This is a genomic window from Streptococcus oralis subsp. dentisani, assembly GCF_002096615.1.
In the GTDB taxonomy this organism is placed as follows: Bacteria; Bacillota; Bacilli; order Lactobacillales; family Streptococcaceae; genus Streptococcus; species Streptococcus oralis_U.
The window spans coordinates 203,739-225,238 of sequence record NZ_NCUX01000032.1; the positions used below are offsets into that span (position 1 = coordinate 203,739).

Sequence of the window (21,500 nt, forward strand, 5' to 3'; positions counted from 1 at the left end):
CTTTCTATCTTATCCTTGACGTTGTTTGTGTTTTGGATTTGCTGGGCAAATTACCATAACACGACCATTACGACGAATTACTTTACAGTATTCGCAAATTGGTTTGACCGATGGTCTTACTTTCATTTCTTATCCCTCCAAGTTTTTCGATTATTTAAAGCGGTAAGTGATACGTCCACGTGTCAAGTCATATGGACTCATCTCGACAGTAACACGATCTCCCGCTAAAATACGAATATAGTTTTTACGAATTTTACCAGAAACTGTTGCTAAAATCTGATGTCCATTTTCAAGTTCAACCGTAAACATTGCGTTAGGCATTGTATCGACTACTTTGCCTTCAACTTCAATCACATCGTCTTTTGCCACGCAAAAGCACCTCCATAAATTTCGATTTGATGCCTCTAAACACAGAGACAACAATTATAAGTCAGACTATCTCAGTATAACATTTGTAACGATTTTTTGCAAGTGTGAAAAACGCTTTATTTCAAATTTGTCAATACTTTTTCGATGTCTTTGAACACATCATTGATATCTTGATTTCCTTCGATATCGTGGACCAAACCTTTGGCACGGTAGTGAGCAATGATCGGTTCGCCTTGTGCAATATTCACATCCAAACGACGCTTCACTGTCTCAGGTTTGTCATCCTCACGTTGGTAGTAATCTTCCTCTTTGTAGTCAACTGGTGGGTTGAAAACTTTGTGGAAGGTTTTACCTGTTTCGCGGTGAATGATACGGCCACTCAAACGTTCCAAGAGACAGTCTGGGTTCACTTCGATATTAATCACACCCTCAAGTTCGATACCAAGTTCCGCCAACGTTTTGTCCAAGGCATAAGCTTGTTCAATCGTGCGTGGGTAACCATCCAACAAGAAACCTGTTTCTTTGATATCATCCTGTGAAAGGCGTTCTTTAACAATTCCATTTGTCACTTCATCTGGAACCAACTCACCTTTGTCAATATACGACTTGGCAAGTACACCCATTTCAGTTTGATTTGCCATAGCAGCACGGAACATATCTCCAGTTGAAATGTGTGCCACGTGGAATTGCTCCACAATTTTAGCCGCTTGCGTTCCCTTACCTGCTCCAGGTAAGCCCATAATCAAAAGATTCATGATCTGATCTCCTTATTTTGTATTTAAATAGAAGCAAAAAGCTAGTTTCAACTCCTATTTAAAAACAAAATAGAAGAGGGGAGACGAAAGTCTCTCTTATAGGTAGACCTTCATACTCCACTCTCTAAGCAAAAGTAGTCTTGCTTTTATTCTGTTTTGTCCATGAAACCAACATACTTACGTTTCAATAGGTAACCTTCTAGCTGTTTGATTCCTTCGATACCTGTCGAAATAATGATCAAAAGACTAGTTCCCCCAAAAGCAACCGCTTCTGAGAGCCCAAAGACATCTTTTGCTACAATCGGCAAGATTGAAATCACACCAAGGAAAAGGGAACCGACGGTTGCAAGGCGACGAAGAAGTTTTGACATAAACTCTTCCGTTCCTTTACCTGGACGGACACCATGGATATAGGCTCCGCTCTTTTGCAAGTTTTCTGCTGCTTTCTCTGGATTGATCTGTACAAATGTATAGAAGAATGTAAAGAGAATAATCAGCAATGCATACATGGCAACACCTGTTGGAGATGTTGTAGATAACATTTCCTGTGCTGTACGTACCCAAGCCCAATCATGACCTGTAGCGCTGACAAACTGAAGAATAGCCGCAGGTGCTGCTGTAATGGAACTTGCAAAGATAACTGGGATAACACCAGCAGGATTGACCTTCAAAGGAAGGTAAGAACTGGATGGAGCACCTTGAGCAACTTTTGTATATTGGATTGGAATTTTATATTCTGCCTGTTGTACATATGTTGTAAAGTAAACAATCAACAAGACAGCGATAATGAGAATAACGACAAATATAATAGATGACGTCAACCGATCACTTGGAATATTGACAAAATAGTCCTCATAGATACCATGAATCATCTCTGGAATTGAAGCCACAATCCCTGCAAAGATAATCATAGACACCCCGTTACCATATCCCTTATCAGTGATTTGCTCCCCTAGCCAAGTAACAATCATAGTACCTGCAGTCAGGATAATACCAATCGTAACAAAGACTTGAGGGGTTAGATCTGTCGTTAATAATTTTGCACCAGATAGAGTATTAAAACCAGCAGTGATTCCGATTGATTGCACAAACGCAAGTACAAGCGCAATATAACGAGTCGCTTGGTTTATCTTTCTCCGTCCTACTTCCCCCTGCTTGCCCCACTCTACAAACTTTGGAACAATATCCATTTGTAGCAATTGAACAACGATGGAAGCTGTGATATACGGACTCACACCGAGTGCAAAAACCGAGAAGTTCTTCATGGCATTCCCTGAAACTAAACTAAGCATGTTCAAGAAGGATAATCCACTCAAGGCTTCCAGACTTTTTGCATTCACACCTGGTACAGTAATACTAGTCCCGATACGGAAGACAAGTATGATAAAAATCGTAAAGAGAATTTTTGATCGTACTTTCTTAACCTTGAGGGCCTCTTTTAATAATTTAAAAAACATAGGTCACCTCTCTAGATGACTTCTACTGAACCACCTTTAGCAGTGATAGCTTCTTCAGCTGTTTTTGAGAATTTAGCTGCTTTCACAGTCAACTTCTTAGTCAACTCACCGTTACCAAGAATTTTAACGCCTGATTTTTCAGCCTTTACAATTCCTGCTTCGATAAGAACAACTGGAGTAACTTCAGTACCATCTTCAAAAACGTTCAATTGATCAAGATTTACAATTGCGTATTCTTTAGCGTTGATGTTAGTGAATCCACGTTTTGGAAGACGACGGAACAATGGAGTTTGTCCACCTTCAAAACCAAGGCGAACTCCGCCACCGCTACGAGCTTTTTGACCTTTTTGACCGCGACCAGATGTTTTACCGTTACCTGATGAAGTACCACGACCAACACGGTTACGTACTTTACGAGAACCTTCTGCAGGTTTCAATTCATGAAGTTTCATTTATATTTTCTCCTCTTTTGTAAAATGCTAGCGCCGATAAGAGAGAAAAGGTTGTCTCCCTTATCAACTCGCCTATACATTCGTCATCTTAGATGACTATATCTAGTTTTAGGGGATGAGTATTGCCACATCCCCTAAAAATCCATTAGTTTACTTCTTCAACTGTTACCAAGTGAGATACTGCAGTGATCATACCACGGATAGCAGCGTTGTCTTCTTTGATAACAGAGCTGTTCAATTTGCCAAGTCCAAGTGCTACAACAGTTTTACGTTGTGATGGAATGCGTCCGATTGGAGACTTAGTCAAAGTAATTTTAATTTGAGCCATTTTATCCCCTTTCTTATGCCAAATCAGAAACTGAAATACCACGAAGGGCAGCAACTTCTTCAGCGCGTTTCAATTGTTTCAAACCTTCAACAGTTGCACGAACAATGTTGATTGGAGTGTTAGAACCAAGTGATTTAGATGTAATATCTGCCACACCTGCCAATTCCACAACGGCACGAACTGCACCACCAGCGGCAACTCCAGAACCTTCTACAGCAGGTTTCAACAATACTTTAGCTCCACCAAATTCTGAAAGAACTTCGTGTGGGATTGTTGTTCCAACCATAGGAACTTCAATCAAGTTTTTCTTAGCATCTTCTACTGCTTTACGGATTGCTTCTGGAACTTCTTGAGCTTTACCAGTACCAAATCCTACGCGACCATTGTGGTCACCAACAACAACAAGAGCTGCGAAACGAAGACGACGTCCACCTTTAACAACTTTTGTAACACGGTTGACAGCAACTACGCGTTCTTCTAATTCAACTGCATTGTCTTTAAATGCCATTTTCTAGTGTCCTCCTATTAGAATTTCAATCCGTTTTCACGAGCTGCATCAGCCAAAGCTTTCACACGTCCGTGATATAGATATCCACCGCGGTCGAACACCACTTCTGAAATACCTTTAGCGTTTGCACGTTCTGCAACGAGTTTACCGACAGTAACGGCTTGTTCAGTTTTAGTTCCTTTTGAAACTTCTTTGTCAAGAGTTGAAGCACTTGCGAGCGTTACACCCGCTACGTCATCAATCACTTGAGCGTAGATGCCTGTATTAGAACGGAATACGTTCAAACGTGGGCGATCAGCAGTTCCAGAGAGTTTTCCGCGAACGCGACGATGGCGTTTTTGGCGGAGTTTGTTTTTATCTGGTTTAGAAATCACAGTTTTCACCTCTTTAGTTTTAAATCGTGTGCTATGCACAAAGTTGGAAAATAGGTCGGTGGTTGAAGATCAACCACTCAACATTATTTACCTGTTTTACCTTCTTTAAGACGAACGTATTCGCCAACGTAACGGATACCTTTACCTTTATATGGTTCTGGTGAGCGAAGGCTACGTACGTAAGCAGCTGTTTGACCAACTACTTCTTTTGAAATTCCGCTGATAACGATTGTTGTTGGGTTTGGAAGTTCAAAAGTAATTCCTTCTGGAGCTTCAACTTCGTCTGGATGAGATTTACCTACAGCCAAAACAAGTTTTTTTCCTTGAAGTTGTGCACGGTAACCAACCCCACGCATTTCAAGTTCTTTCTTGAATCCTTCTGATACACCAACAACCATGTTGTTCAAAAGCGCACGAGTAGTTCCGTGAATAGTTTTCATTTCTTTTGAATCGTTTGGACGGTGAAGAGTTACTTCAGTACCTTCCACACGAATTTCAATATCTTTTGAGAACTCACGAGTAAGTTCTCCTTTAGGTCCTTTTACAGTTACTACGTTGTCATTGTTAGTGAGTTCAACACCAGCAGGCAACACGATAACTTTATTACCAATACGTGACATGTTTATTTTCTCCTGTTAAATTGTCAGGCCAGAACGGCCAGTTTTCACGGGGTTAAATCGATTTCTCGATTAAAGAAACATTTAGATTTCAATTTCAAAGTGAATCTAGGCATCGTCTTGCCGGCATAACTTTGGGTTAGGCAAGAGACGATAACGAAGAGTCACAAAGAAATTGGGAGCTAAATATTACCAAACGTAAGCGATAACTTCTCCACCAACGTTCTTTTGGCGAGCTTCTTTATCAGTAAGCAAACCTTCAGAAGTTGAAAGAATAGCAATTCCAAGTCCGTTAAGAACTTTTGGAAGATCTTCACGTTTTTTGTAGACACGAAGTCCTGGTTTAGATACACGTTTCAAGTTAGTGATAACTTTTTCACCGTTTGGTCCGTATTTAAGGAATACACGGATGATGCCTTGTTTGTCATCTTCGATGATTTCTACGTTCTTAACAAAACCTTCGCGTTTAAGGATTTCAGCAATCCCTTTTTTGATGTTTGATGCAGGTACTTCAAGTACTTCGTGTTTCGCTTGGTTAGCGTTACGAATACGAGTTAGGAAGTCTGCGATTGGGTCAGTCATAACCATTTTTTATTCTCCTCTTACTAGTAGTTTGCAAGTCGCACTTGCTAGTTAATACATGATACAAAGAGCGTAACAGCACGAGCAAAAATAGGCAATTTGTTGCAGGAGCGATACTCCAAAGCAAATTGGTCTTTTTTGCCAAAGCTGTAGCTCGTGTTCAAATTGGCAAAGCCAACTGAACCCAGGCTAAACTCTGTGTGAAAAAGATAAACTTTCCTAGAAACTCCAGTTTCTTCGTCAAGTTTCCTATTTTCACTTGGAGTTTTGACGCCCTTGATATCTTAAATTACCAAGATGCTTTTGTTACACCAGGAATTTGTCCTTTGTAAGCTAATTCACGGAAGCAAACACGGCAAAGTTTAAATTTGCGGTAAACTGAATGTGGACGACCACATTTTTCACAACGAGTATAAGCTTGAGTAGAGAACTTCGCTGGACGTTTGTTCTTAGCAATCATTGATTTTTTAGCCATTAGATTTACCTCCTATATTATTTTGCAAAAGGCATTCCAAGGCCTGTAAGCAATGCACGTGACTCTTCGTCAGTGTTAGCAGTTGTTACGATAACGATGTCAAGACCACGAGTTTTGTCAACGTCATCGAAGTTGATTTCTGGGAAGATCAATTGTTCTTTCACACCAAGTGTATAATTCCCGCGTCCGTCAAATGATTTTGTTGGAACACCGTGGAAGTCACGCACACGTGGAAGTGAAACTGAAACCAATTTATCCAAGAATTCGTACATACGTTCACCACGAAGGGTAACTTTTGCACCGATCGCAACACCTTCACGAAGACGGAAGCCGGCGATTGATTTTTTAGCTTTAGTGATAAGTGGTTTTTGACCTGAGATAAGTGCCAATTCTTCAGCAGCTTTTTCAAGACTTTTAGCGTTTGATACAGCTTCACCAACACCCATGTTCAAAACGATCTTATCTACTTTAGGCACAGCCATCACTGATGAGTAGTTGAATTGTTCTGTCAAAGCAGGAACTACTTCATTAAGATATTTTTCTTTTAAACGATTTGCCATTATACTTCTCCTTTCCTTCGTGATTAATCAAGCACTTCGCCTGATTTTTTGTTGTAGCGAACTTTCTTACCGTCTACAAATTTGTAACCAACACGACCAGCCACACCATTTTTGTCCAATACTTGAACGTTTGATACGTGGATAGCTGCTTCTTTCTCGATGATACCACCTTGAGGAAGATCATTAGTTGGACGTTGGTGTTTCTTAACGATGTTTACACCTTCAACGATAACTTTGTTTACTTTTGGAAGGGCAGTAAGGACAACAGCTTCTGTTCCCTTATCTTTACCAGCGATTACGCGAACTTTGTCGCCTTTTTTTACAAACATTAGGTTTCTCCTTGATTTTTCTTACGCCCATAAGGGCACCCTAGCTTGAAGCTAGGGGACTAGTTTGTTTTTTAAAATTAAAGTACTTCTGGAGCAAGTGACACGATCTTCATGAAACCACCTTCACGCAATTCACGTGCAACTGGGCCAAAGATACGTGTTCCGCGAGGAGTTTTGTCTTCACGGATGATAACTGCTGCATTTTCGTCAAATTTGATGTATGAACCATCAGCACGACGAGCACCTGATTTAGTACGAACGATAACAGCTTTTACAACGTCACCTTTTTTAACCGCACCACCAGGAGTAGCTTGTTTTACAGATGCCACAATGACATCACCGATGTTCGCAAATTTACGTTTAGAACCACCAAGAACTTTGATAGTCAAGATTTCGCGCGCACCGCTGTTGTCTGCGACTTTCAAACGAGTTTCTGTTTGAATCATTTCAGTTTTCTCCTTTCAGGTTTGATTAGATGATGACCGCTTCTTCAACAACTTCTACAAGACGGAAACGTTTTGTAGCTGAAAGCGGACGAGTTTCCATGATACGTACGATATCGCCTTCTTTGGCAACATTGTTTTCATCATGTGCTTTGTATTTCTTAGAGTAGTTAATACGTTTACCATAGACTGGGTGGTTACGTTTTGTTTCAACTACAACTGTGATTGTCTTGTCCATTTTGTCAGATACAACACGTCCAACAAGAACTTTACGATTATTGCGTTCCATTGAAATTTCTCCTTCCCTAGTCTATTATTTCGCTTCAGATTGAACTGTTTTGATACGAGCGATTTGTTTTTTAACTTCTTTCAAGCGAGCTGTTTGTTCCAATTGACCAGTAGCAGCTTGGAAACGAAGTTCAAACAATTCTTTTTTCAATTCGTTTTCGCGCTTCGCGAGTTCTTCTTGAGAAAGACCACGAAGTTCTTTAACAAATTCTTTTACTTCATTAAGTTTCATGCCTTCTCCTTATTCTGCTTCACGTTTTACGAATTTACATTTAACTGGCAATTTGTGGCTAGCAAGACGAAGCGCTTCGCGAGCGATCTCTTCAGATACACCAGCAACTTCAAACATCACTTTACCACGTTTAACTGGTGCTACCCAACCTTCAGGTGCCCCTTTACCAGATCCCATACGCACACCGATAGCTTTAGCAGTGTATGATTTGTGTGGGAAAATTTTAATCCAAACTTTACCACCACGTTTCATGTAACGAGTCATGGCGATACGAGCAGCTTCGATTTGGCGGTTAGTGATCCAGTGGCTAGTTGTAGCTTGAAGACCATATTCACCGAATGCTACTTCTTTTCCACCTTTTGCTTCACCGCGCATTTTTCCACGGAATTCACGACGGTGTTTAACACGTTTAGGTACTAACATTGGTTATTTACCTCCTTTAGTGTTTTTACGAGCTGGAAGAACTTCACCACGGTAGATCCATACTTTAACACCAAGTTTACCGTATGTAGTATCTGCTTCTTCCCAAGCGTAATCGATATCTGCACGAAGTGTGTGAAGTGGAACAGTTCCTTCAGAGTATCCTTCAGCACGGGCGATATCTGCACCGTTCAAACGACCTGATACTTGAGTTTTGATTCCTTTAGCTCCAGCACGCATTGCACGTTGGATTGCTTGTTTTTGTGCACGACGGAAAGCGACACGTTGCTCCAATTGACGAGCAATTCCTTCACCTACAAGGTGAGCATCCAAATCAGGTTGTTTGATTTCGATGATGTTGATGTGTACTTGTTTTCCAGTCAATTTGTTAAGTTTTGCACGGAGTGCATCAACGTTAGCACCACCTTTACCGATAACCATACCTGGTTTAGCAGTGTGAAGTGAAACGTTAACTTTATTTACTGCGCGTTCGATTTCGATAGTTGAAACTGCTGCATCAGCAAGTTCTTTTTGAACGAATTTACGGATTGCAAGATCTTCATGAAGGTAATCCGCGTATTCTTTTTCAGCATACCATTTGGCATCCCAATCACGGATGATGCCGACACGCATACCAATTGGATGTACTTTTTGACCCACGATGTTACCTCCTTATTTTTCTGCAACAGCCACAGTGATGTGAGCTGTACGTTTGTTGATTGGTGAAGCTGAACCTTTCGCACGTGGACGGAAACGTTTCATAGTTGGTCCTTCGTTTGCGAATGCTTCAGATACTACCAAGTTAGCTTTGTCCAAACCAAAGTTGTTTTCAGCGTTAGCTACAGCTGAATTCAAAACTTTCAAGATGATTTCAGCAGCTTTGTTTGGTGTGAATGTCAAGATTGCAATAGCATCGGCTACGCTTTTACCACGGATATTGTCAAGAACAAGACGTGATTTACGAGGTGAAACACGTACTGTACGAGCCATTGCTTTAGCTGAAGTAATTTCTGCCATTTATGTTCTCCTTATTTTCTACGTGTTTTCTTGTCGTCTGCAGCGTGACCTTTGTAAGTACGAGTTGGTGCAAATTCACCAAGTTTGTGACCTACCATGTCTTCTTGGATGTAAACAGGTACGTGTTTACGTCCGTCATAAACTGCAATAGTGTAACCAATGAAACTTGGAAAGATCGTTGAACGACGTGACCAAGTTTTGATAACTTTTTTCTTTTCGTCGTTAGCTTGAGCTTCAACTTTTTTCATCAAATGCTCATCGACGAAAGGTCCTTTTTTAAGACTGCGTCCCATTTTTATTTTTTCTCCTTTAAATGTTGTACCACAGCGGCTTGCGCTCACATGGAGCGCTACCGAGCTGGCGGATTTCCTAGTTGCTTAGGCGACTAGTTTACTATTATTTCTCGTTGCGACGACGAACGATAAGTTTGTCAGATTTCGCTTTCTTGTTACGAGTTTTAAGACCAAGAGCAGGTTTGCCCCATGGAGTAGATGGCGCTTTACGACCAACTGGTGCTTTACCTTCACCACCACCGTGTGGGTGATCGTTAGGGTTCATTACAGAACCACGAACTGTTGGGCGGATACCTTTCCAACGGCTACGTCCTGCTTTACCAAGGTTTACAAGTCCATGTTGTTCGTTTCCGACAACACCAACTGTAGCACGACAAGTTCCAAGAATCATACGAACTTCGCCAGATTGAAGACGAACAAGAACATATTTACCTTCTTGACCCAATACTTGAGCAGAAGCTCCAGCAGCACGCACCAATTCACCACCACGACCTGGTTTCAATTCGATGTTGTGGATCAAAGTACCAACTGGGATGTTAGCAAGCGGAAGAGCGTTTCCGACTTTGATATCTGCTTCTGGACCTGAAACGATGCGTTGACCAACTTCAAGACCTTTTGGAGCGATGATGTATGCTTTCACACCGTCAGTGTAGTGTACAAGAGCGATGTTTGCAGAACGGTTTGGATCGTACTCGATTGTTTTAACAACTGCTTCAACGTTGTCTTTGTTACGTTTGAAGTCAACCAAACGGTAGAAACGTTTGTGTCCACCACCTTGGTGACGAACAGTGATACGACCGTTGTTGTTACGACCAGCCTTGCTCTTCAAAGCAACAAGCAATGATTTTTCAGGAGTGCTTGTTGTGATTTCAGCGAAATCCAAAGAAGTCATATTACGGCGACCGTTTGTTGTTGGTTTATAAACACGAATTCCCACGATATTTCCTCCTTAGATTATTCAGCTTCAGCAGCAAACAACTCGATTGCTTTTGAATCAGCTGTAAGGGTGATGATAGCTTTTTTAGTTTTGTTAGTAAAACCAGTGTAACGTCCAACACGTTTTGCTTTTGGTTTTACGTTGATTGTGTTAACGTTGGCAACTTTAACACCTTCGAAAGCAGCTTCAACAGCTTGCTTGATCAAAAGTTTGTGTGCACGAGTGTCAACTTCAAATACATATTTTCCTGCTTCAAGTTGAGCCATTGAGCTTTCAGTGATGACAGGTTTTTTGATAACATCATACAAATTCATTATGCAAGAACCTCCTCGATTTTAGAGATAGCTGCTTGTGTGACAAGAAGTTTGTCGCTATTTGCGATGTCAAGAACACTTGCAGTTGTAGCAGTTGCAACTTTCACATTTGGAAGGTTACGAGCTGAAAGAGCTGCGAATTCATTTCCTTCTTCAAGGATAACAAGAACTTTAGAATCGATGCTCAATGCTGCAAGAACTTTTGCAAATTCAGCAGTTTTTGGAGCTGTAAATGAAAGAGCGTCTACAGCTACGAATTTGTTTTCAGCAACTTTTTCAGAGTAAACTGATTTAAGAGCTAGGCGACGAACTTTTTGTGGAAGTTTGTAGCCGTATGAACGTGGAGTTGGTCCGAAGACAACACCACCACCACGCCATTGTGGTGAGCGGATAGAACCTTGACGAGCACGTCCAGTTCCTTTTTGACGCCATGGTTTGCGTCCACCACCTGATACTGCAGAGCGGTTTTTAACAGCGTGTGTTCCTTGACGAAGGCTTGCGCGTTGGCTGATGATTACATCAAACACAACTGATTCATTTGGTTCGATACCAAATACTGCATCGTTAAGAACAACTTGGCCAGCTTCTTTACCAGTTTGGTCAAATAATGTTACGTTTGCCATTGTGACTGATTTCCCCTTTCTTTATTATTTACCAGCTTTAACTGCTGATTTGATAGTGATAAGAGATTTCTTAGCACCTGGTACGTTACCTTTGATAAGGATAACGTTCTTTTCTGGAACAACTTGTACAACTTCAAGGTTTTGAATTGTTACGCGGTCGCCACCCATACGTCCTGCAAGGTTTTTACCTTTAAATACGCGGTTAGGTGCAACAGGTCCCATAGAACCTGGACGACGGTGGTAACGAGAACCGTGAGCCATTGGTCCACGTGATTGTCCGTGGCGTTTGATAACACCTTGGAAACCTTTACCTTTAGAAGTACCAGTTACGTCAACAACGTCTCCAGCTGCGAATGTTTCAACTGTGATTTCAGCACCAACTTCCAAGCCTTCAACGTTTTTGAATTCACGAATGAAGCGCTTAGGAGCCGTGTTAGCTTTCGCTACATGTCCTTTAGCAGGTTTGTTGCTCAATACTTCGCGTTTGTCATCGAAACCAACTTGGATAGCGTTGTATCCGTCTGTTTCAACAGTTTTAACTTGAAGAACAACGTTTGGAGTTGCTTCAATAACTGTTACAGGGATCAATTCGCCAGCTTCAGTGAAGATTTGAGTCATTCCCACTTTTTTCCCTAAGATTCCTTTTGTCATGAGAAAATAGTTCCTTTTCTATATTTTTTATTCAAAAAGTTTTTAACGAGCGTTTTTCATGCTCAAGTCTAAGATACAAAGGGCGTCAAACTCAAAGTGAAAATAGGAAACTGACGCAGTGTCTAACAGACACTAGGAAGTTTATCTTTTTCACACCGAGTTTAGCCCGTGTTCAATTAAATTGAAACACCAGCCTCTGCTCTTTTATATTTTAGATTAAAGTTTGATTTCTACGTTTACACCACTTGGAAGATCCAATTTCATCAACGCATCAACTGTTTTTTGAGTTGGGTTAACGATATCGATCAAACGTTTGTGTGTACGCATTTCGAATTGTTCGCGAGAGTCTTTGTATTTGTGAGTCGCACGAATAATTGTGTAGAGGCTACGCTCAGTTGGAAGTGGGATTGGACCCGCAACTTGTGCACCTGTACGAGTAGCTGATTCTACGATTTTTGCAGCCGCTGTGTCAAGCGTACGGTGTTCGTAAGCTTTCAAACGGATACGGATTTTTTTGTTTGCCATCTTTTTCTCCTTTTCGTCTATTTAAGATAATAGGCTAGCTCCACAAGAAAACCGACGCGCGTTGCGTGGCAATGCAACCGAGCGTGTCGCAACCTCTTGCATCAAAGCTAAGGCTGTAATTTACAGCACCATAATAGAATAACACAAAGCCCCTGCGATTGCAAGGGATTTGTAAGCTTTTTTTCGTTTTTTTAGGATGAAACTGTTTTCCTATTTCATCTTCCTATGATTACTGATTTACATCTATAAAAATCAATCTTTTCTTCTATATAATGTGTGTCATTTTAACCTTGAATGTATCGTCTGATTGATCCACTAGAATGTCCGCCCTTGACTCGGTTTCTCTATAGTATCGCAGATACTGCTCCCGTCTCATCTGATGGCTAGCCAATACAAAAGATGCATCCCGATTTCTCATAGTCGTATCTCGAGCTAAGCGCCTCTTTAATTCGGTCTCCTCATCCGTGTAGAAACAGATAGTTTTGTCAAAGAGTTCCTTGGGTAGAAATCCCACAGACATCCCTTCAACAATCAGAATCGGCTTGGCTCCAGACAAGACCTCGCTAGCCTTCCACGGTTCATCGATTGTTAAGACATCCATACCTGCCTGCAAGGCGAGAATATCTCTCTGTAAACTTGCCAGTTCATGCGCCACTGGGAGACAAGCTGTCACCTTTTGATCTGGCGCTTGCTTTGGTACTACCAGGTGACGTTCTGAGGTGATATAGGGATCTGTTTCTAGTAAATTTACTGTAGTAGAATCTAGGGCTTGATGTAATTCCTGAGCGAAGCTTGACTTGCCTGAAGCCCCATGACCGTAGATCCCTAGCGTCCTAACTCTTCCCGTTTCGATCTCTGAAACCAGTTGTTCTATCAGGTCTTTTTTCTTCATTCTCTCTTCACCTGCTCATAGCTTTCTTTTCCGTCATTAAGCTTGTCCCAAATCACCACTTGCCCACTTTTGAGGGATTTTTGCACATCAATGATACGTTGATTAGAGGAACCTCGGAACTGGAGCATAAGATTGCGCTTGCTTTTATCATACCGTCCATCGACAAGGATGTCAATCAGCGACAAGAGTTCCAATTTGTCTGGAGTCTCCAGCATCATTTCTTCCCAAGTGTAGCCCGTCCAGGACCAGATGTCTTTGTCTGGCAATTCCTTTCGAATGCGCTTAACGAGAGGTAAGAGGATACCTGTATTAAGAAAAGGTTCTCCCCCCAGTAAGGTCAAGCCTTGAACATAGGGCTGGGCAAGGTCTACCATGATTTGTTCTTCTAATTCTGCCGTATAGGGAATGCCTGCGTTGAAAGACCAAGTCGCAACATTATAGCACCCCTCGCAGTGAAACATGCAACCTGATACATAGAGAGAGTTTCGCACACCTTCTCCATCGACAAAGTTAAAAGCCTTGTAATCAATGATTCGCCCTTTACTAAGCTCCTCACTTTTCCATTCACCTGGTTTTGGTGTATTCCATGTCATCCTTCTACTCCAAATCTATCCAGTAACGTTCTACGCTATTGCGAATATCCTCAAAGAGTCCGCCATTTGCAACAATCACCGCCCTACTAGCAGGATTTTCCGTACTACAGGTCACAAGTGCTTTTTTGATGTTCTTTTCCTTGCCAAATTGCAGACCTTGTCTGAGGGCTTCTTTGGCATAACCTTTGCCTCTTTCAGATGGACGAATGGAGTAGCCAATATGGCCCCCATTTTCTAGTAAGTAGTCATTTAATCGGAGACGAAGGTTGAGAAAGCCAAGAGCCTGGCCTGCTACGTCAAAACTAACCAGCTGGATAGCAGGAACCCAGTTTTCAGGAATATTGAGTCCCGCTTCCGCTTGAAGATTTTCTTCTAGCCACTCTTCATAAACAAAATTGTTGGCGTTCCAAAACCCACCATCGTGGGCTGATTGAGTCTGTTCAAACTCTGCCATCATCTCTAAAACTGTTTCTTTATCTGCCAATATCGGTCTGCGTAGTTCCATATTCCCCTCCCACCTAAGAGAAAAGTGAGAGCAGACTCTCACTTTTATTTTTTCTTGTTTAAAAACTGTTCTCTGAGGTTGAGCAAGCGTTCTTTTTTACCTGTTCCACCTTTCGAGTGTTTCTCGTGATAACGGGTCACTTGTGCGCGTCCCTTATCGTCTAATTGGTATTTCCCCATTCCATTTCCTTCTAATTTGTTACTTCATGTCCTGCTGTTTTAATAGTTGAACCGTTCATGTGTTTGACACGCGCAGCGATTTCCTTGTGGCGTCCGTTAACCATCGGACGTGCTTGAGGATTTCCCAGATAACCACACGTACGTTTGACCACATCTACTGTTTTAGGGTCGCTATTGCCACAGTTGGGACAAGCAAATCCTCTCTCAGTTGGTTCAAAATCCCCTTCAAAGTCGCACTTGTAGCAACGATCAATCGGAGTATTGGTCCCTAGATAACCGACACGGTCATAGGCATAGTCCCAAACAGCTTCCAAGGCTTTAGGATTTTGTTGAAGAACTGGATACTCACAATAATGGATGAAACCACCTGACGCACCTGCTTCTGGATAAACTTTCTCAAAGTCTAATTTTTCAAACGGTGTTGGATTTTTCCGGACATCGTAGTGGAACGAGTTGGTGTAGTATTCCTTATCCGTGATGTCAGGAATAGAGCCGAACTTCTCTGTATCCAAACGACAAAAACGGTCCGTCAAACTTTCGGATGGTGTTGAGTAGATAGAGAAATGGTAATCATATTGATCTGACCACTCTTCTACACGTCGTTTCATATCACGAATGATGTCAAGCGTGAATTCCTTGGCTTCAGGATTGCTTTCCCAGCTATTACCAAAGAAGACCGTCGCCACTTCATACAAACCGATATAGCCTAGAGAAATAGTTGCACGGCGATTCTTAAAGAGTTGGTCTACACTTTCTTCTTTTCCGAGACGGCGGCCGAAGGCTCCATACTGATAAAGGATAGGGGCATTTGCTGGTGTTGCTTCCTTGGTTCGTTCGACACGATAAACCAGAGCATCCTCCGCGATGTTCATTCGCTCGTTGAAGATTTCCCAGAACTTGTTCAAGTCACCATCGGACTCGAGAGCGATACGAGGCAGATTGACTGTCACAACACCTAGATTCATACGACCTGAATTGACCTCAACACCATTTTCATCTTTCCAGCCTTGAAGGAAAGAACGGCATCCCATAGGAACCTTGAAGGAGCCTGTCAGCTCGATAATCTTATCATAGGACAAGACATCTGGGTACATCCGCTTGGTTGCACACTCAAGAGCCAACTGTTTGATGTCGTAGTTAGGTGAACCTTTCTCTAAGTTGAGTCCTCTTTTTAGCGTAAAGATGAGTTTAGGGAAGATGGCTGTTCGATGTTCTGAACCCAGACCCTTGATACGAATGGTCAAAATAGCTTTTTGAATTTCACGCTCAAAACGATTGGTTCCCAGACCAAAACCTAGCGAAGTAAAAGGTGTTTGGCCATTTGAAGTGAAGAGGGTGTTGATTTCATACTCGAGAGATTGCATGGCATCGTAGATGTCCTTTTGCGTTTTCTTCCAAGCATAATCTTCCCGTTTATCAGGCAGGACCCACTCTTCCGCATCTTTGAGGTGTTTTTGGTAATTCTTCTCCGCATACGGAGCCAAGACTTCATCGATACGGTCAGCTGAGCAACCCCCGTACTGGCTAGAAGCAACATTGGCGATGATTTGTGAAATTTGAGCTGTCGCAGTCTGGATAGACTTGGGACTCTCTACCTCTGCATTTCCAATCTTAAAACCATTTTCCAGCATGCCTTTAAAATCAATCAAACAGCAGTTGGTCATCGGAGTGTAGGGGCTGTAGTCCAAGTCATGATAGTGGATATCCCCTTTTTGGTGAGCATTAGCTACGTGCTTAGGAAGCATTTGTAGCCCGATTGATTTCCCAACAATCCCTGCTGTCAAATCACGTTGGGTGTTGAAGACATCGCTGTCTTTATTAGCATTTTCATTAACAACTGCTTGATCTTTATTGAGAAGTTTATGGATACTAAAGTTTATATCTGTCGCTTTTGAGCGCTCAAAATCCCTTTGTGTCCGATAAGTGATATACTCCTCAGCCAGCGCATACTCTTTGGCTTCAAGGAGTTCATGTTCTACGACATTTTGAATTTCGTAAATCTTGACACCTTGAGGGAAGCGGCTGTGAATTTCCGTCACGATTCTTTCAACTAGACCATTTAGGCGTTTTTCTACTAGAGGCGTAACGTCCATAACCTTTTCCGCCGCCTTGTGGAGAGCCTTGTCAATCTTGTCTACATCAAACACCACACGTCTACCATCTCGTTTTTCAACGAACAAGGTGGGAACGGTTGCAAGCTTTTCTTCTAATACAATCATATCCATGCTCTTTTCTAAAATATTGTTGAATTGTTTATATTCAGTATTATACCACTCTAAAAATAAAAATCAATATCTTGTGTTAAAAATCCTAAAAATTTTAAAATTCCACAAGATATTGATTTTTTGTTATTTTGATTTATATAGTTTGAACTCGCTAGTATCTGTCTGAACAAGCTCATAGTTTTCACTGATCCAGCTCTCTACATCTGACCACAAGGCAACTTTTTGATTGACCACAATCATCTTCGGTTGATTCTCTTTCAGGTCATTCATCAGTTTGGTTTTATTTTCATCGCTTGCAGTATAAAGTGTTGGAGTTGATAGAGAAGTCGGCGCCAAGCGTTCACTTGCACGGTAGAAATCAGGACGATCATCCCAAGCATAGACACGATCCTCAGAACTCGTTTGTTGTTTGACCACGCTAGCAAGACGGTCTCTCTCCTGATAAGTCGCTGGGTGCGAAAGGTAGCGACTCAAAACAGGTAGGAAAAGTAAATAGACTATCGCAACTAATGGTAGATAGAAATTTCCCTTGAGGTAGCGACCAAAGAGTGATGAAGAGCGAACTCTTCGTCTACTACGACTGATACGATCAGGGCTTCCTTCTTTGATGTTGGTTAACAATAACAATGTCAGAAAGGGCAAAATTGCTGCCAAACGTGAGCCATGCAAAGGTTCCTTTGAAAGAATTAATAAAGCAAGAGTTACCAGTAAACCTAAAATAGCGCCTATTGAGACAGCAGATTGTTTGGCTGGTTTAGATTGAAACAATCCTGAAAAGATCAATGTCAGAATCCCAATACCGATGGATAGCAAACCATAGAAAGCAGCATTCTCCATAAGATTAGCATTTGAAAATAGATTTAGCGTATCTATTGGATACAAAGTATGGCTAATCGCATCACCAAAAGTTCCTGTTAAGACTGTATAATAGCCAATTGGATAAAAAAGGATAGAAAATCCTAGAGCTGATGCGAAAAATTGATACAAACCATGAGCAAATTTACGCTTGGCAATATTAAATCCAAACAAACTCAAGGCAAGTGTGGCTGCAAACAAAGCTGTGGGAATAGGTGATAGAAAGAAAGCTAATGCTAAACTCATCCCAACTCGCAAGAAACCTTTATCGTTACTTGGATCATCCAGATAGTCAGCCACTAGGCTAAAACTATAAAATAGAAAAGGCAAGGCCACAGCCACTGCATAGCTACCACCAAATCCCAGACTGCCCACAAGCAGATAGAAAACCAACAAAAGCTGTCTAGCCTGCTCTCCCTGACCTGTCAAGGTATCTGCGGATTTAAATAGAAAAACACCAGCCCCGAACAAGGCCAACCACTCCACCAAAGCAAAAAGAATACTCCCTTGAGAGAGATAGATTAGTACGTAATAAAGCAGTCCATTTGAACCATAATAATCCGTGTAAATCTGCCCACTCTGATGTAGCGCCCAACCAGTATAAAGATCTTGCATCTGTTGGGGGCTCACCAAACCAAAGATCAGAGGCAACATTACAGAAACAGCTGTAGCAGCCAGACTCCAAATTGCCACACTAAAAAACGGAAGTGGAGTTCGTTTCTTCTTGCCTCGCTCCAGTCCAAATTCAGACTCTTGATCCAGCCGTTCCCGATATTGGTATCGAAATTCTTCTAGCTGTTCGTCTTTTTCCTCGTATACGTTCATTCAATTTCTCCTAGTAAGTTTATCTGTTTTAGTATATCAAAATCTTACAGGAATGTCAGCTAAGGATTGATATTTCCTTAACTTCTTATCTAGCTCAGCATAGCGTTCAATCTCTCGAAAACGGTGTAAACTGCTTGTTTGAAACTCTAGGATAAAATCATATTCTTTTTGATTTAGCATTTTCATCCTCCTGCTTATCTATTCGCAAAAAGACAAAAATAAGATCCAGCCTTGGGCTAGATCTTGGTGGATAGTTAGAGCATGGGCGCAAACAACTGGACAATTTCCTTGATCAGGCTTTGATACCAGCTTGTTTTGATGGTGTGAGGATAGATTTCTTGAGAAACTTTAAAAATCTCTTTGAAGTCCCTCTCAATATCGATGATAGACTGCGTTCTATAAAGCAAGACGGCATTTTCATAGTGGTGAAGCAAACTCCGATAGTCAAAATTGATGGTTCCCACAGTAGCCACCTCTCCATCTACAAGCATTTGCTTGCTATGAAGAAATCCTGGACTGTACTCGTAAATGCGAACTCCAGCAGATAGCAAGTCAGGGTAGGCTCCGCGAGTAACCAATTGGATAATCTCCTTATCTGGGATACATGGCGTCACAATTCGTACATCTACTCCTCTCAGAGCTGCATTTTTGATACTCTCGGTTAGATCATAGTCAGCGATCAGATAAGGAGTCGTGATATAGACGTAATCTGTAGCTTGATTGATAAGATTTTGGTAGACCGTTTTTCCTACCTGAGCTCGGTAGATGGGTTTTGGCCCACTACTGTAAGGGATACAAAGCCCCATCCCATCTCTAGGTTGATTTTCGAGATGGTATTGGTCAAAATCGCTAATTTCCCCACGATTGATATACCAAGTGGATAAGAAGAGTCTAGTAAAAGCCTTAACAGCCGGTCCATCTAGTCGAATACCGCTATCCTTCCAATAGCCAAAGCGTTCGATATGGTTGATATACTCATCTGCCAGATTAACACCACCTGTATAGGCGATCTGCCCATCAATGATCATTATTTTACGGTGGTCACGGTTGTTATAAGCAACGGTCAAGCGCGGAATCACCTTATTAAATTTGTGGGCTTCAATCCCTAGACCACGAAGCTGGATGGTGTAATCTCCAGGCAAGGTTGCCATACAACCAATATCATCATAGAGGAGCTTCACTTCTATTCCTTGAGCTGCCTTTTCTTCCAAAATTTTCAAAATACTATTCCACATCAAACCTTCTTCGATGATATAGTATTCGAGAAAGATAAATTTCTCGGCTTTTTTGAGATCCTCTAGCATCTGGCGCCACATTCTTTCCCCTGAAGGGAAAAAATGGGTATCCGTTCGATTATAGACATCCGCATTCGTATCCATGCTAAGGAGAGATTTGATGACTCCGTAAGCCGACTTATCCTCTTCCTTTAACTCCAAACGGAGGGCTCTGCTATTGTCCTCTCGGTCAACCATTGATTGGAGCTGCTTTAGCTGCTTCATTTCTTTTTTCGATAAACGGCGTTCTCCAAACATGATATAGAGCAAGGGACCAAATACTGGCACAAAGGCTACTAACAACCATGTTACCTTACTTTCCGGATTCATGGACCGATTGACAATTGATACAATGGTCGCTAAGCTTACTAAAATGACAAGGATAATCCAGAGAATCGGGGCCATCTGGCCTAGATAGATAAATAAACCAAAGACGATAAACAACTCTGCCAACATGATGGCAATACTAAAACCATACTTAGACATGAGTAGCTGCATTTTTCTAGCTGTCATACATCCCCTTCCTTTTCTAACATCTCCCTAATTGCTTGCTAAACTAATATTTCTACTAGTATACCTCAGTTCAGGGGTAGATGGCAACCGTTTACCTTTACTCAAGTTCCAGTCGTTCCGCGTTTAGGTAATTGTTACAATTTCAGAGCCAACATATTGACCGTCATACCAGCTGCAGTCCCCATAAGGTAGACGACATCTCCCTCTTTGATAAGTCCATGCTCCAAAGAATAAGCCAGGCCAAACGGTACAGAGACTGACACCATATTTCCATAGTCAGTGACGAGATTGAGGTACTGATCCTCGGCCACACCTAGTTTTTCCATGACCAAAGGAAGAGCACGACTTGCTTGATGAGGAATGATATAGTCCACGTCTGCCAAGGCTAGCTGTGTTTTTTCTTGAAACTCTTCAAACATGACTGGGATTTTACGAGCAGACAAGAGGAGGATTTTCTTCCCCTTCATGTCAAACATATAGTTGGTCTTCGTCGCTTCAGAGTACTCTTTTGGTTGAAAAGAAGTCAGACCTCCACGAATCTCCGTATCGTGAGCCCCTTCTGACCAAGTACGTTGGAGACTAGCAATGACCCCTTTTTCCTGATGACTTTTTTGGAAAATAAAGGCTGCTGCCCCGTCACTAAAAAGTTCAAAACTTTCTTTTTGCTTAGGATTGAGCCCTAAACTTCCAACCTCACTAGACACAATCAAGACACGATTGTATTCGCCCGCCTCAATCAAGTGGGACATAGTCGATAGAGCAGAAATAAAGCTGGTACAGGTCGTATTGATGTCCATTGCTGGAATTGAGAGTCCTTTTGCCACGCGCTCATGAATCAAGGCAGCCGTACAAGGAATAGGCTGAACACCAACTGCACTAGCTGATACAAGGCAATCGATATCTTTAATATTCAAATTTGCATGTTCAAGTGCACGCTGGATAGCTCCCTCTGCCAAGTCGAGTTGCGTTTCTTCATTTTCAACTACACGATAACGGGTCTGGTCTTTAAATTGAACTGTATGCTTTGGAAGGCAAATGCCATAACCTGCGATTTCTACATGTCTTTTTACTTCTGTCATTGTCTTTCTTC

General features: G+C 41.7%; 34 protein-coding genes. All 34 read right to left on the bottom strand.

Annotated features, from left to right (window positions below):
• Positions 1–9: 9 nt before the first annotated feature.
• The 34 genes from rpmJ to B7708_RS06255 all read right to left on the bottom strand — a co-directional run bounded on the left by rpmJ (position 10) and on the right by B7708_RS06255 (position 21,489).
• Positions 10–126 (bottom strand): 50S ribosomal protein L36, encoded by a 117-nt coding sequence (gene rpmJ, locus B7708_RS06100; protein WP_001808836.1) that lies wholly within the window; start codon positions 124–126, stop codon positions 10–12.
• Between the two features lie 24 nt (positions 127–150).
• Positions 151–369: a translation initiation factor IF-1 gene (gene infA / locus B7708_RS06105; protein ID WP_001029883.1), complete on the bottom strand. Its 219-nt coding sequence runs from the start codon at positions 367–369 to the stop codon at positions 151–153.
• A 116-nt stretch (positions 370–485) separates the two neighbouring features.
• A complete protein-coding gene (locus B7708_RS06110; protein WP_084974497.1) occupies positions 486–1,124 on the bottom strand; it encodes an adenylate kinase in 639 nt (212 codons plus the stop codon).
• Positions 1,125–1,270: 146 nt separating this feature from the next.
• The gene (secY, locus tag B7708_RS06115) at positions 1,271–2,581 is read right to left on the bottom strand and encodes a preprotein translocase subunit SecY (protein WP_000465380.1); all 1,311 of its coding nucleotides are present in this window, start codon (positions 2,579–2,581) and stop codon (positions 1,271–1,273) included.
• 11 nt (positions 2,582–2,592) lie between these two features.
• On the bottom strand, positions 2,593–3,033 hold the full coding sequence (rplO, locus tag B7708_RS06120; protein ID WP_000766092.1) for a 50S ribosomal protein L15: 441 nt from the start codon (positions 3,031–3,033) through the stop codon (positions 2,593–2,595).
• A gap of 145 nt (positions 3,034–3,178) precedes the next feature.
• Positions 3,179–3,361, bottom strand: a complete 183-nt coding sequence (rpmD, locus tag B7708_RS06125) for a 50S ribosomal protein L30 (protein WP_000057241.1) — start codon at positions 3,359–3,361, stop codon at positions 3,179–3,181.
• Positions 3,362–3,374: 13 nt separating this feature from the next.
• A complete protein-coding gene (rpsE, locus tag B7708_RS06130; protein WP_000874204.1) occupies positions 3,375–3,869 on the bottom strand; it encodes a 30S ribosomal protein S5 in 495 nt (164 codons plus the stop codon).
• Between the two features lie 17 nt (positions 3,870–3,886).
• The gene (rplR, locus tag B7708_RS06135; RefSeq protein ID WP_004244055.1) at positions 3,887–4,243 is read right to left on the bottom strand and encodes a 50S ribosomal protein L18; all 357 of its coding nucleotides are present in this window, start codon (positions 4,241–4,243) and stop codon (positions 3,887–3,889) included.
• Positions 4,244–4,326: 83 nt separating this feature from the next.
• Complete coding sequence (gene rplF / locus B7708_RS06140) at positions 4,327–4,863, bottom strand: 50S ribosomal protein L6 (protein WP_000086638.1); 537 nt, start codon at positions 4,861–4,863, stop codon at positions 4,327–4,329.
• A gap of 186 nt (positions 4,864–5,049) precedes the next feature.
• Positions 5,050–5,448 (bottom strand): 30S ribosomal protein S8, encoded by a 399-nt coding sequence (rpsH, locus tag B7708_RS06145; RefSeq protein ID WP_000245504.1) that lies wholly within the window; start codon positions 5,446–5,448, stop codon positions 5,050–5,052.
• Positions 5,449–5,731: 283 nt separating this feature from the next.
• Positions 5,732–5,917: a type Z 30S ribosomal protein S14 gene (locus tag B7708_RS06150; protein ID WP_001085697.1), complete on the bottom strand. Its 186-nt coding sequence runs from the start codon at positions 5,915–5,917 to the stop codon at positions 5,732–5,734.
• Positions 5,918–5,934: 17 nt separating this feature from the next.
• A complete protein-coding gene (rplE, locus tag B7708_RS06155) occupies positions 5,935–6,477 on the bottom strand; it encodes a 50S ribosomal protein L5 (protein ID WP_000013542.1) in 543 nt (180 codons plus the stop codon).
• Between the two features lie 23 nt (positions 6,478–6,500).
• Positions 6,501–6,806, bottom strand: coding sequence for a 50S ribosomal protein L24 (gene rplX / locus B7708_RS06160; protein ID WP_000497690.1), 306 nt, complete (start codon positions 6,804–6,806; stop codon positions 6,501–6,503).
• A gap of 77 nt (positions 6,807–6,883) precedes the next feature.
• A complete protein-coding gene (gene rplN, locus B7708_RS06165) occupies positions 6,884–7,252 on the bottom strand; it encodes a 50S ribosomal protein L14 (protein WP_000616548.1) in 369 nt (122 codons plus the stop codon).
• 25 nt (positions 7,253–7,277) lie between these two features.
• A complete protein-coding gene (gene rpsQ / locus B7708_RS06170; protein WP_000440801.1) occupies positions 7,278–7,538 on the bottom strand; it encodes a 30S ribosomal protein S17 in 261 nt (86 codons plus the stop codon).
• Positions 7,539–7,562: 24 nt separating this feature from the next.
• The gene (rpmC, locus tag B7708_RS06175) at positions 7,563–7,769 is read right to left on the bottom strand and encodes a 50S ribosomal protein L29 (protein WP_000772918.1); all 207 of its coding nucleotides are present in this window, start codon (positions 7,767–7,769) and stop codon (positions 7,563–7,565) included.
• Between the two features lie 9 nt (positions 7,770–7,778).
• Complete coding sequence (rplP, locus tag B7708_RS06180) at positions 7,779–8,192, bottom strand: 50S ribosomal protein L16 (RefSeq protein WP_000960948.1); 414 nt, start codon at positions 8,190–8,192, stop codon at positions 7,779–7,781.
• A gap of 3 nt (positions 8,193–8,195) precedes the next feature.
• Positions 8,196–8,849, bottom strand: coding sequence for a 30S ribosomal protein S3 (gene rpsC / locus B7708_RS06185; RefSeq protein WP_000529936.1), 654 nt, complete (start codon positions 8,847–8,849; stop codon positions 8,196–8,198).
• 12 nt (positions 8,850–8,861) lie between these two features.
• Entirely contained in the window at positions 8,862–9,206 is a 345-nt protein-coding gene (gene rplV, locus B7708_RS06190; protein ID WP_000818137.1) for a 50S ribosomal protein L22, read from the bottom strand.
• A gap of 11 nt (positions 9,207–9,217) precedes the next feature.
• Positions 9,218–9,499, bottom strand: coding sequence for a 30S ribosomal protein S19 (gene rpsS / locus B7708_RS06195; RefSeq protein WP_000533766.1), 282 nt, complete (start codon positions 9,497–9,499; stop codon positions 9,218–9,220).
• Positions 9,500–9,602: 103 nt separating this feature from the next.
• Positions 9,603–10,436: a 50S ribosomal protein L2 gene (rplB, locus tag B7708_RS06200; RefSeq protein WP_000512910.1), complete on the bottom strand. Its 834-nt coding sequence runs from the start codon at positions 10,434–10,436 to the stop codon at positions 9,603–9,605.
• 17 nt (positions 10,437–10,453) lie between these two features.
• Positions 10,454–10,750, bottom strand: a complete 297-nt coding sequence (locus tag B7708_RS06205) for a 50S ribosomal protein L23 (protein WP_001055347.1) — start codon at positions 10,748–10,750, stop codon at positions 10,454–10,456.
• Positions 10,750–11,373 (bottom strand): 50S ribosomal protein L4, encoded by a 624-nt coding sequence (gene rplD, locus B7708_RS06210; RefSeq protein WP_000024537.1) that lies wholly within the window; start codon positions 11,371–11,373, stop codon positions 10,750–10,752. Before rplD ends, B7708_RS06205 begins: the two co-directional genes overlap by 1 nt.
• Before the next feature lie 24 nt (positions 11,374–11,397).
• Complete coding sequence (gene rplC, locus B7708_RS06215) at positions 11,398–12,024, bottom strand: 50S ribosomal protein L3 (RefSeq protein WP_000160197.1); 627 nt, start codon at positions 12,022–12,024, stop codon at positions 11,398–11,400.
• 216 nt (positions 12,025–12,240) lie between these two features.
• Positions 12,241–12,549 (bottom strand): 30S ribosomal protein S10, encoded by a 309-nt coding sequence (gene rpsJ / locus B7708_RS06220; RefSeq protein WP_001284513.1) that lies wholly within the window; start codon positions 12,547–12,549, stop codon positions 12,241–12,243.
• Between the two features lie 265 nt (positions 12,550–12,814).
• Positions 12,815–13,441: a uridine kinase family protein gene (locus B7708_RS06225; RefSeq protein ID WP_000725977.1), complete on the bottom strand. Its 627-nt coding sequence runs from the start codon at positions 13,439–13,441 to the stop codon at positions 12,815–12,817.
• Positions 13,438–14,034, bottom strand: a complete 597-nt coding sequence (nrdG, locus tag B7708_RS06230) for an anaerobic ribonucleoside-triphosphate reductase activating protein (protein WP_000220160.1) — start codon at positions 14,032–14,034, stop codon at positions 13,438–13,440. Before nrdG ends, B7708_RS06225 begins: the two co-directional genes overlap by 4 nt.
• A 4-nt stretch (positions 14,035–14,038) precedes the next feature.
• The gene (locus tag B7708_RS06235) at positions 14,039–14,539 is read right to left on the bottom strand and encodes a GNAT family N-acetyltransferase (RefSeq protein WP_084974500.1); all 501 of its coding nucleotides are present in this window, start codon (positions 14,537–14,539) and stop codon (positions 14,039–14,041) included.
• Between the two features lie 44 nt (positions 14,540–14,583).
• Positions 14,584–14,718: a hypothetical protein gene (locus B7708_RS10145; protein WP_142358277.1), complete on the bottom strand. Its 135-nt coding sequence runs from the start codon at positions 14,716–14,718 to the stop codon at positions 14,584–14,586.
• An 11-nt stretch (positions 14,719–14,729) separates the two neighbouring features.
• Positions 14,730–16,937: an anaerobic ribonucleoside-triphosphate reductase gene (nrdD, locus tag B7708_RS06240; RefSeq protein WP_084974772.1), complete on the bottom strand. Its 2,208-nt coding sequence runs from the start codon at positions 16,935–16,937 to the stop codon at positions 14,730–14,732.
• Between the two features lie 129 nt (positions 16,938–17,066).
• Complete coding sequence (locus B7708_RS06245; RefSeq protein ID WP_084974502.1) at positions 17,067–18,623, bottom strand: damage-inducible protein CinA; 1,557 nt, start codon at positions 18,621–18,623, stop codon at positions 17,067–17,069.
• 36 nt (positions 18,624–18,659) lie between these two features.
• A complete protein-coding gene (locus B7708_RS09950; protein WP_000934190.1) occupies positions 18,660–18,803 on the bottom strand; it encodes a hypothetical protein in 144 nt (47 codons plus the stop codon).
• A 74-nt stretch (positions 18,804–18,877) separates the two neighbouring features.
• Positions 18,878–20,410 carry a cardiolipin synthase gene (gene cls, locus B7708_RS06250; RefSeq protein ID WP_084974504.1) on the bottom strand — a complete coding sequence of 511 codons (1,533 nt, stop codon included), beginning with the start codon at positions 20,408–20,410 and terminating at the stop codon, positions 18,878–18,880.
• Positions 20,411–20,544: 134 nt separating this feature from the next.
• Positions 20,545–21,489 (bottom strand): 3-oxoacyl-[acyl-carrier-protein] synthase III C-terminal domain-containing protein, encoded by a 945-nt coding sequence (locus tag B7708_RS06255; protein WP_084974506.1) that lies wholly within the window; start codon positions 21,487–21,489, stop codon positions 20,545–20,547.
• Positions 21,490–21,500 lie beyond the last annotated feature (11 nt).

What these genes read in the sequence shown, in the direction of transcription:
- rpsH (WP_000245504.1), bottom strand. Translation starts at nt 5,448, where the DNA reads ATGGTTATGACTGACCCAATCGCAGACTTCCTAACTCGTATTCGTAAC.
- rpmD (WP_000057241.1), bottom strand. Translation starts at nt 3,361, where the DNA reads ATGGCTCAAATTAAAATTACTTTGACTAAGTCTCCAATCGGACGCATT.
- rplX (WP_000497690.1), bottom strand. Translation starts at nt 6,806, where the DNA reads ATGTTTGTAAAAAAAGGCGACAAAGTTCGCGTAATCGCTGGTAAAGAT.
- B7708_RS06110 (WP_084974497.1), bottom strand. Translation starts at nt 1,124, where the DNA reads ATGAATCTTTTGATTATGGGCTTACCTGGAGCAGGTAAGGGAACGCAA.
- rplO (WP_000766092.1), bottom strand. Translation starts at nt 3,033, where the DNA reads ATGAAACTTCATGAATTGAAACCTGCAGAAGGTTCTCGTAAAGTACGT.
- secY (WP_000465380.1), bottom strand. Translation starts at nt 2,581, where the DNA reads ATGTTTTTTAAATTATTAAAAGAGGCCCTCAAGGTTAAGAAAGTACGA.
- rplD (WP_000024537.1), bottom strand. Translation starts at nt 11,373, where the DNA reads ATGGCAAACGTAACATTATTTGACCAAACTGGTAAAGAAGCTGGCCAA.
- rpsS (WP_000533766.1), bottom strand. Translation starts at nt 9,499, where the DNA reads ATGGGACGCAGTCTTAAAAAAGGACCTTTCGTCGATGAGCATTTGATG.
- B7708_RS06205 (WP_001055347.1), bottom strand. Translation starts at nt 10,750, where the DNA reads ATGAATTTGTATGATGTTATCAAAAAACCTGTCATCACTGAAAGCTCA.
- B7708_RS10145 (WP_142358277.1), bottom strand. Translation starts at nt 14,718, where the DNA reads ATGGGGAAATACCAATTAGACGATAAGGGACGCGCACAAGTGACCCGT.
- rpmC (WP_000772918.1), bottom strand. Translation starts at nt 7,769, where the DNA reads ATGAAACTTAATGAAGTAAAAGAATTTGTTAAAGAACTTCGTGGTCTT.
- rplN (WP_000616548.1), bottom strand. Translation starts at nt 7,252, where the DNA reads ATGATTCAAACAGAAACTCGTTTGAAAGTCGCAGACAACAGCGGTGCG.
- rpmJ (WP_001808836.1), bottom strand. Translation starts at nt 126, where the DNA reads ATGAAAGTAAGACCATCGGTCAAACCAATTTGCGAATACTGTAAAGTA.
- rpsQ (WP_000440801.1), bottom strand. Translation starts at nt 7,538, where the DNA reads ATGGAACGCAATAATCGTAAAGTTCTTGTTGGACGTGTTGTATCTGAC.
- rplF (WP_000086638.1), bottom strand. Translation starts at nt 4,863, where the DNA reads ATGTCACGTATTGGTAATAAAGTTATCGTGTTGCCTGCTGGTGTTGAA.
- B7708_RS09950 (WP_000934190.1), bottom strand. Translation starts at nt 18,803, where the DNA reads ATGCTAAATCAAAAAGAATATGATTTTATCCTAGAGTTTCAAACAAGC.
- rplV (WP_000818137.1), bottom strand. Translation starts at nt 9,206, where the DNA reads ATGGCAGAAATTACTTCAGCTAAAGCAATGGCTCGTACAGTACGTGTT.
- rpsE (WP_000874204.1), bottom strand. Translation starts at nt 3,869, where the DNA reads ATGGCATTTAAAGACAATGCAGTTGAATTAGAAGAACGCGTAGTTGCT.
- nrdD (WP_084974772.1), bottom strand. Translation starts at nt 16,937, where the DNA reads ATGATTGTATTAGAAGAAAAGCTTGCAACCGTTCCCACCTTGTTCGTT.
- rpsJ (WP_001284513.1), bottom strand. Translation starts at nt 12,549, where the DNA reads ATGGCAAACAAAAAAATCCGTATCCGTTTGAAAGCTTACGAACACCGT.
- B7708_RS06255 (WP_084974506.1), bottom strand. Translation starts at nt 21,489, where the DNA reads ATGACAGAAGTAAAAAGACATGTAGAAATCGCAGGTTATGGCATTTGC.
- B7708_RS06225 (WP_000725977.1), bottom strand. Translation starts at nt 13,441, where the DNA reads ATGAAGAAAAAAGACCTGATAGAACAACTGGTTTCAGAGATCGAAACG.
- rplP (WP_000960948.1), bottom strand. Translation starts at nt 8,192, where the DNA reads ATGTTAGTACCTAAACGTGTTAAACACCGTCGTGAATTCCGTGGAAAA.
- B7708_RS06235 (WP_084974500.1), bottom strand. Translation starts at nt 14,539, where the DNA reads ATGGAACTACGCAGACCGATATTGGCAGATAAAGAAACAGTTTTAGAG.
- rplC (WP_000160197.1), bottom strand. Translation starts at nt 12,024, where the DNA reads ATGACAAAAGGAATCTTAGGGAAAAAAGTGGGAATGACTCAAATCTTC.
- cls (WP_084974504.1), bottom strand. Translation starts at nt 20,410, where the DNA reads ATGACAGCTAGAAAAATGCAGCTACTCATGTCTAAGTATGGTTTTAGT.
- nrdG (WP_000220160.1), bottom strand. Translation starts at nt 14,034, where the DNA reads ATGACATGGAATACACCAAAACCAGGTGAATGGAAAAGTGAGGAGCTT.
- B7708_RS06150 (WP_001085697.1), bottom strand. Translation starts at nt 5,917, where the DNA reads ATGGCTAAAAAATCAATGATTGCTAAGAACAAACGTCCAGCGAAGTTC.
- rplE (WP_000013542.1), bottom strand. Translation starts at nt 6,477, where the DNA reads ATGGCAAATCGTTTAAAAGAAAAATATCTTAATGAAGTAGTTCCTGCT.
- B7708_RS06245 (WP_084974502.1), bottom strand. Translation starts at nt 18,623, where the DNA reads ATGAACGTATACGAGGAAAAAGACGAACAGCTAGAAGAATTTCGATAC.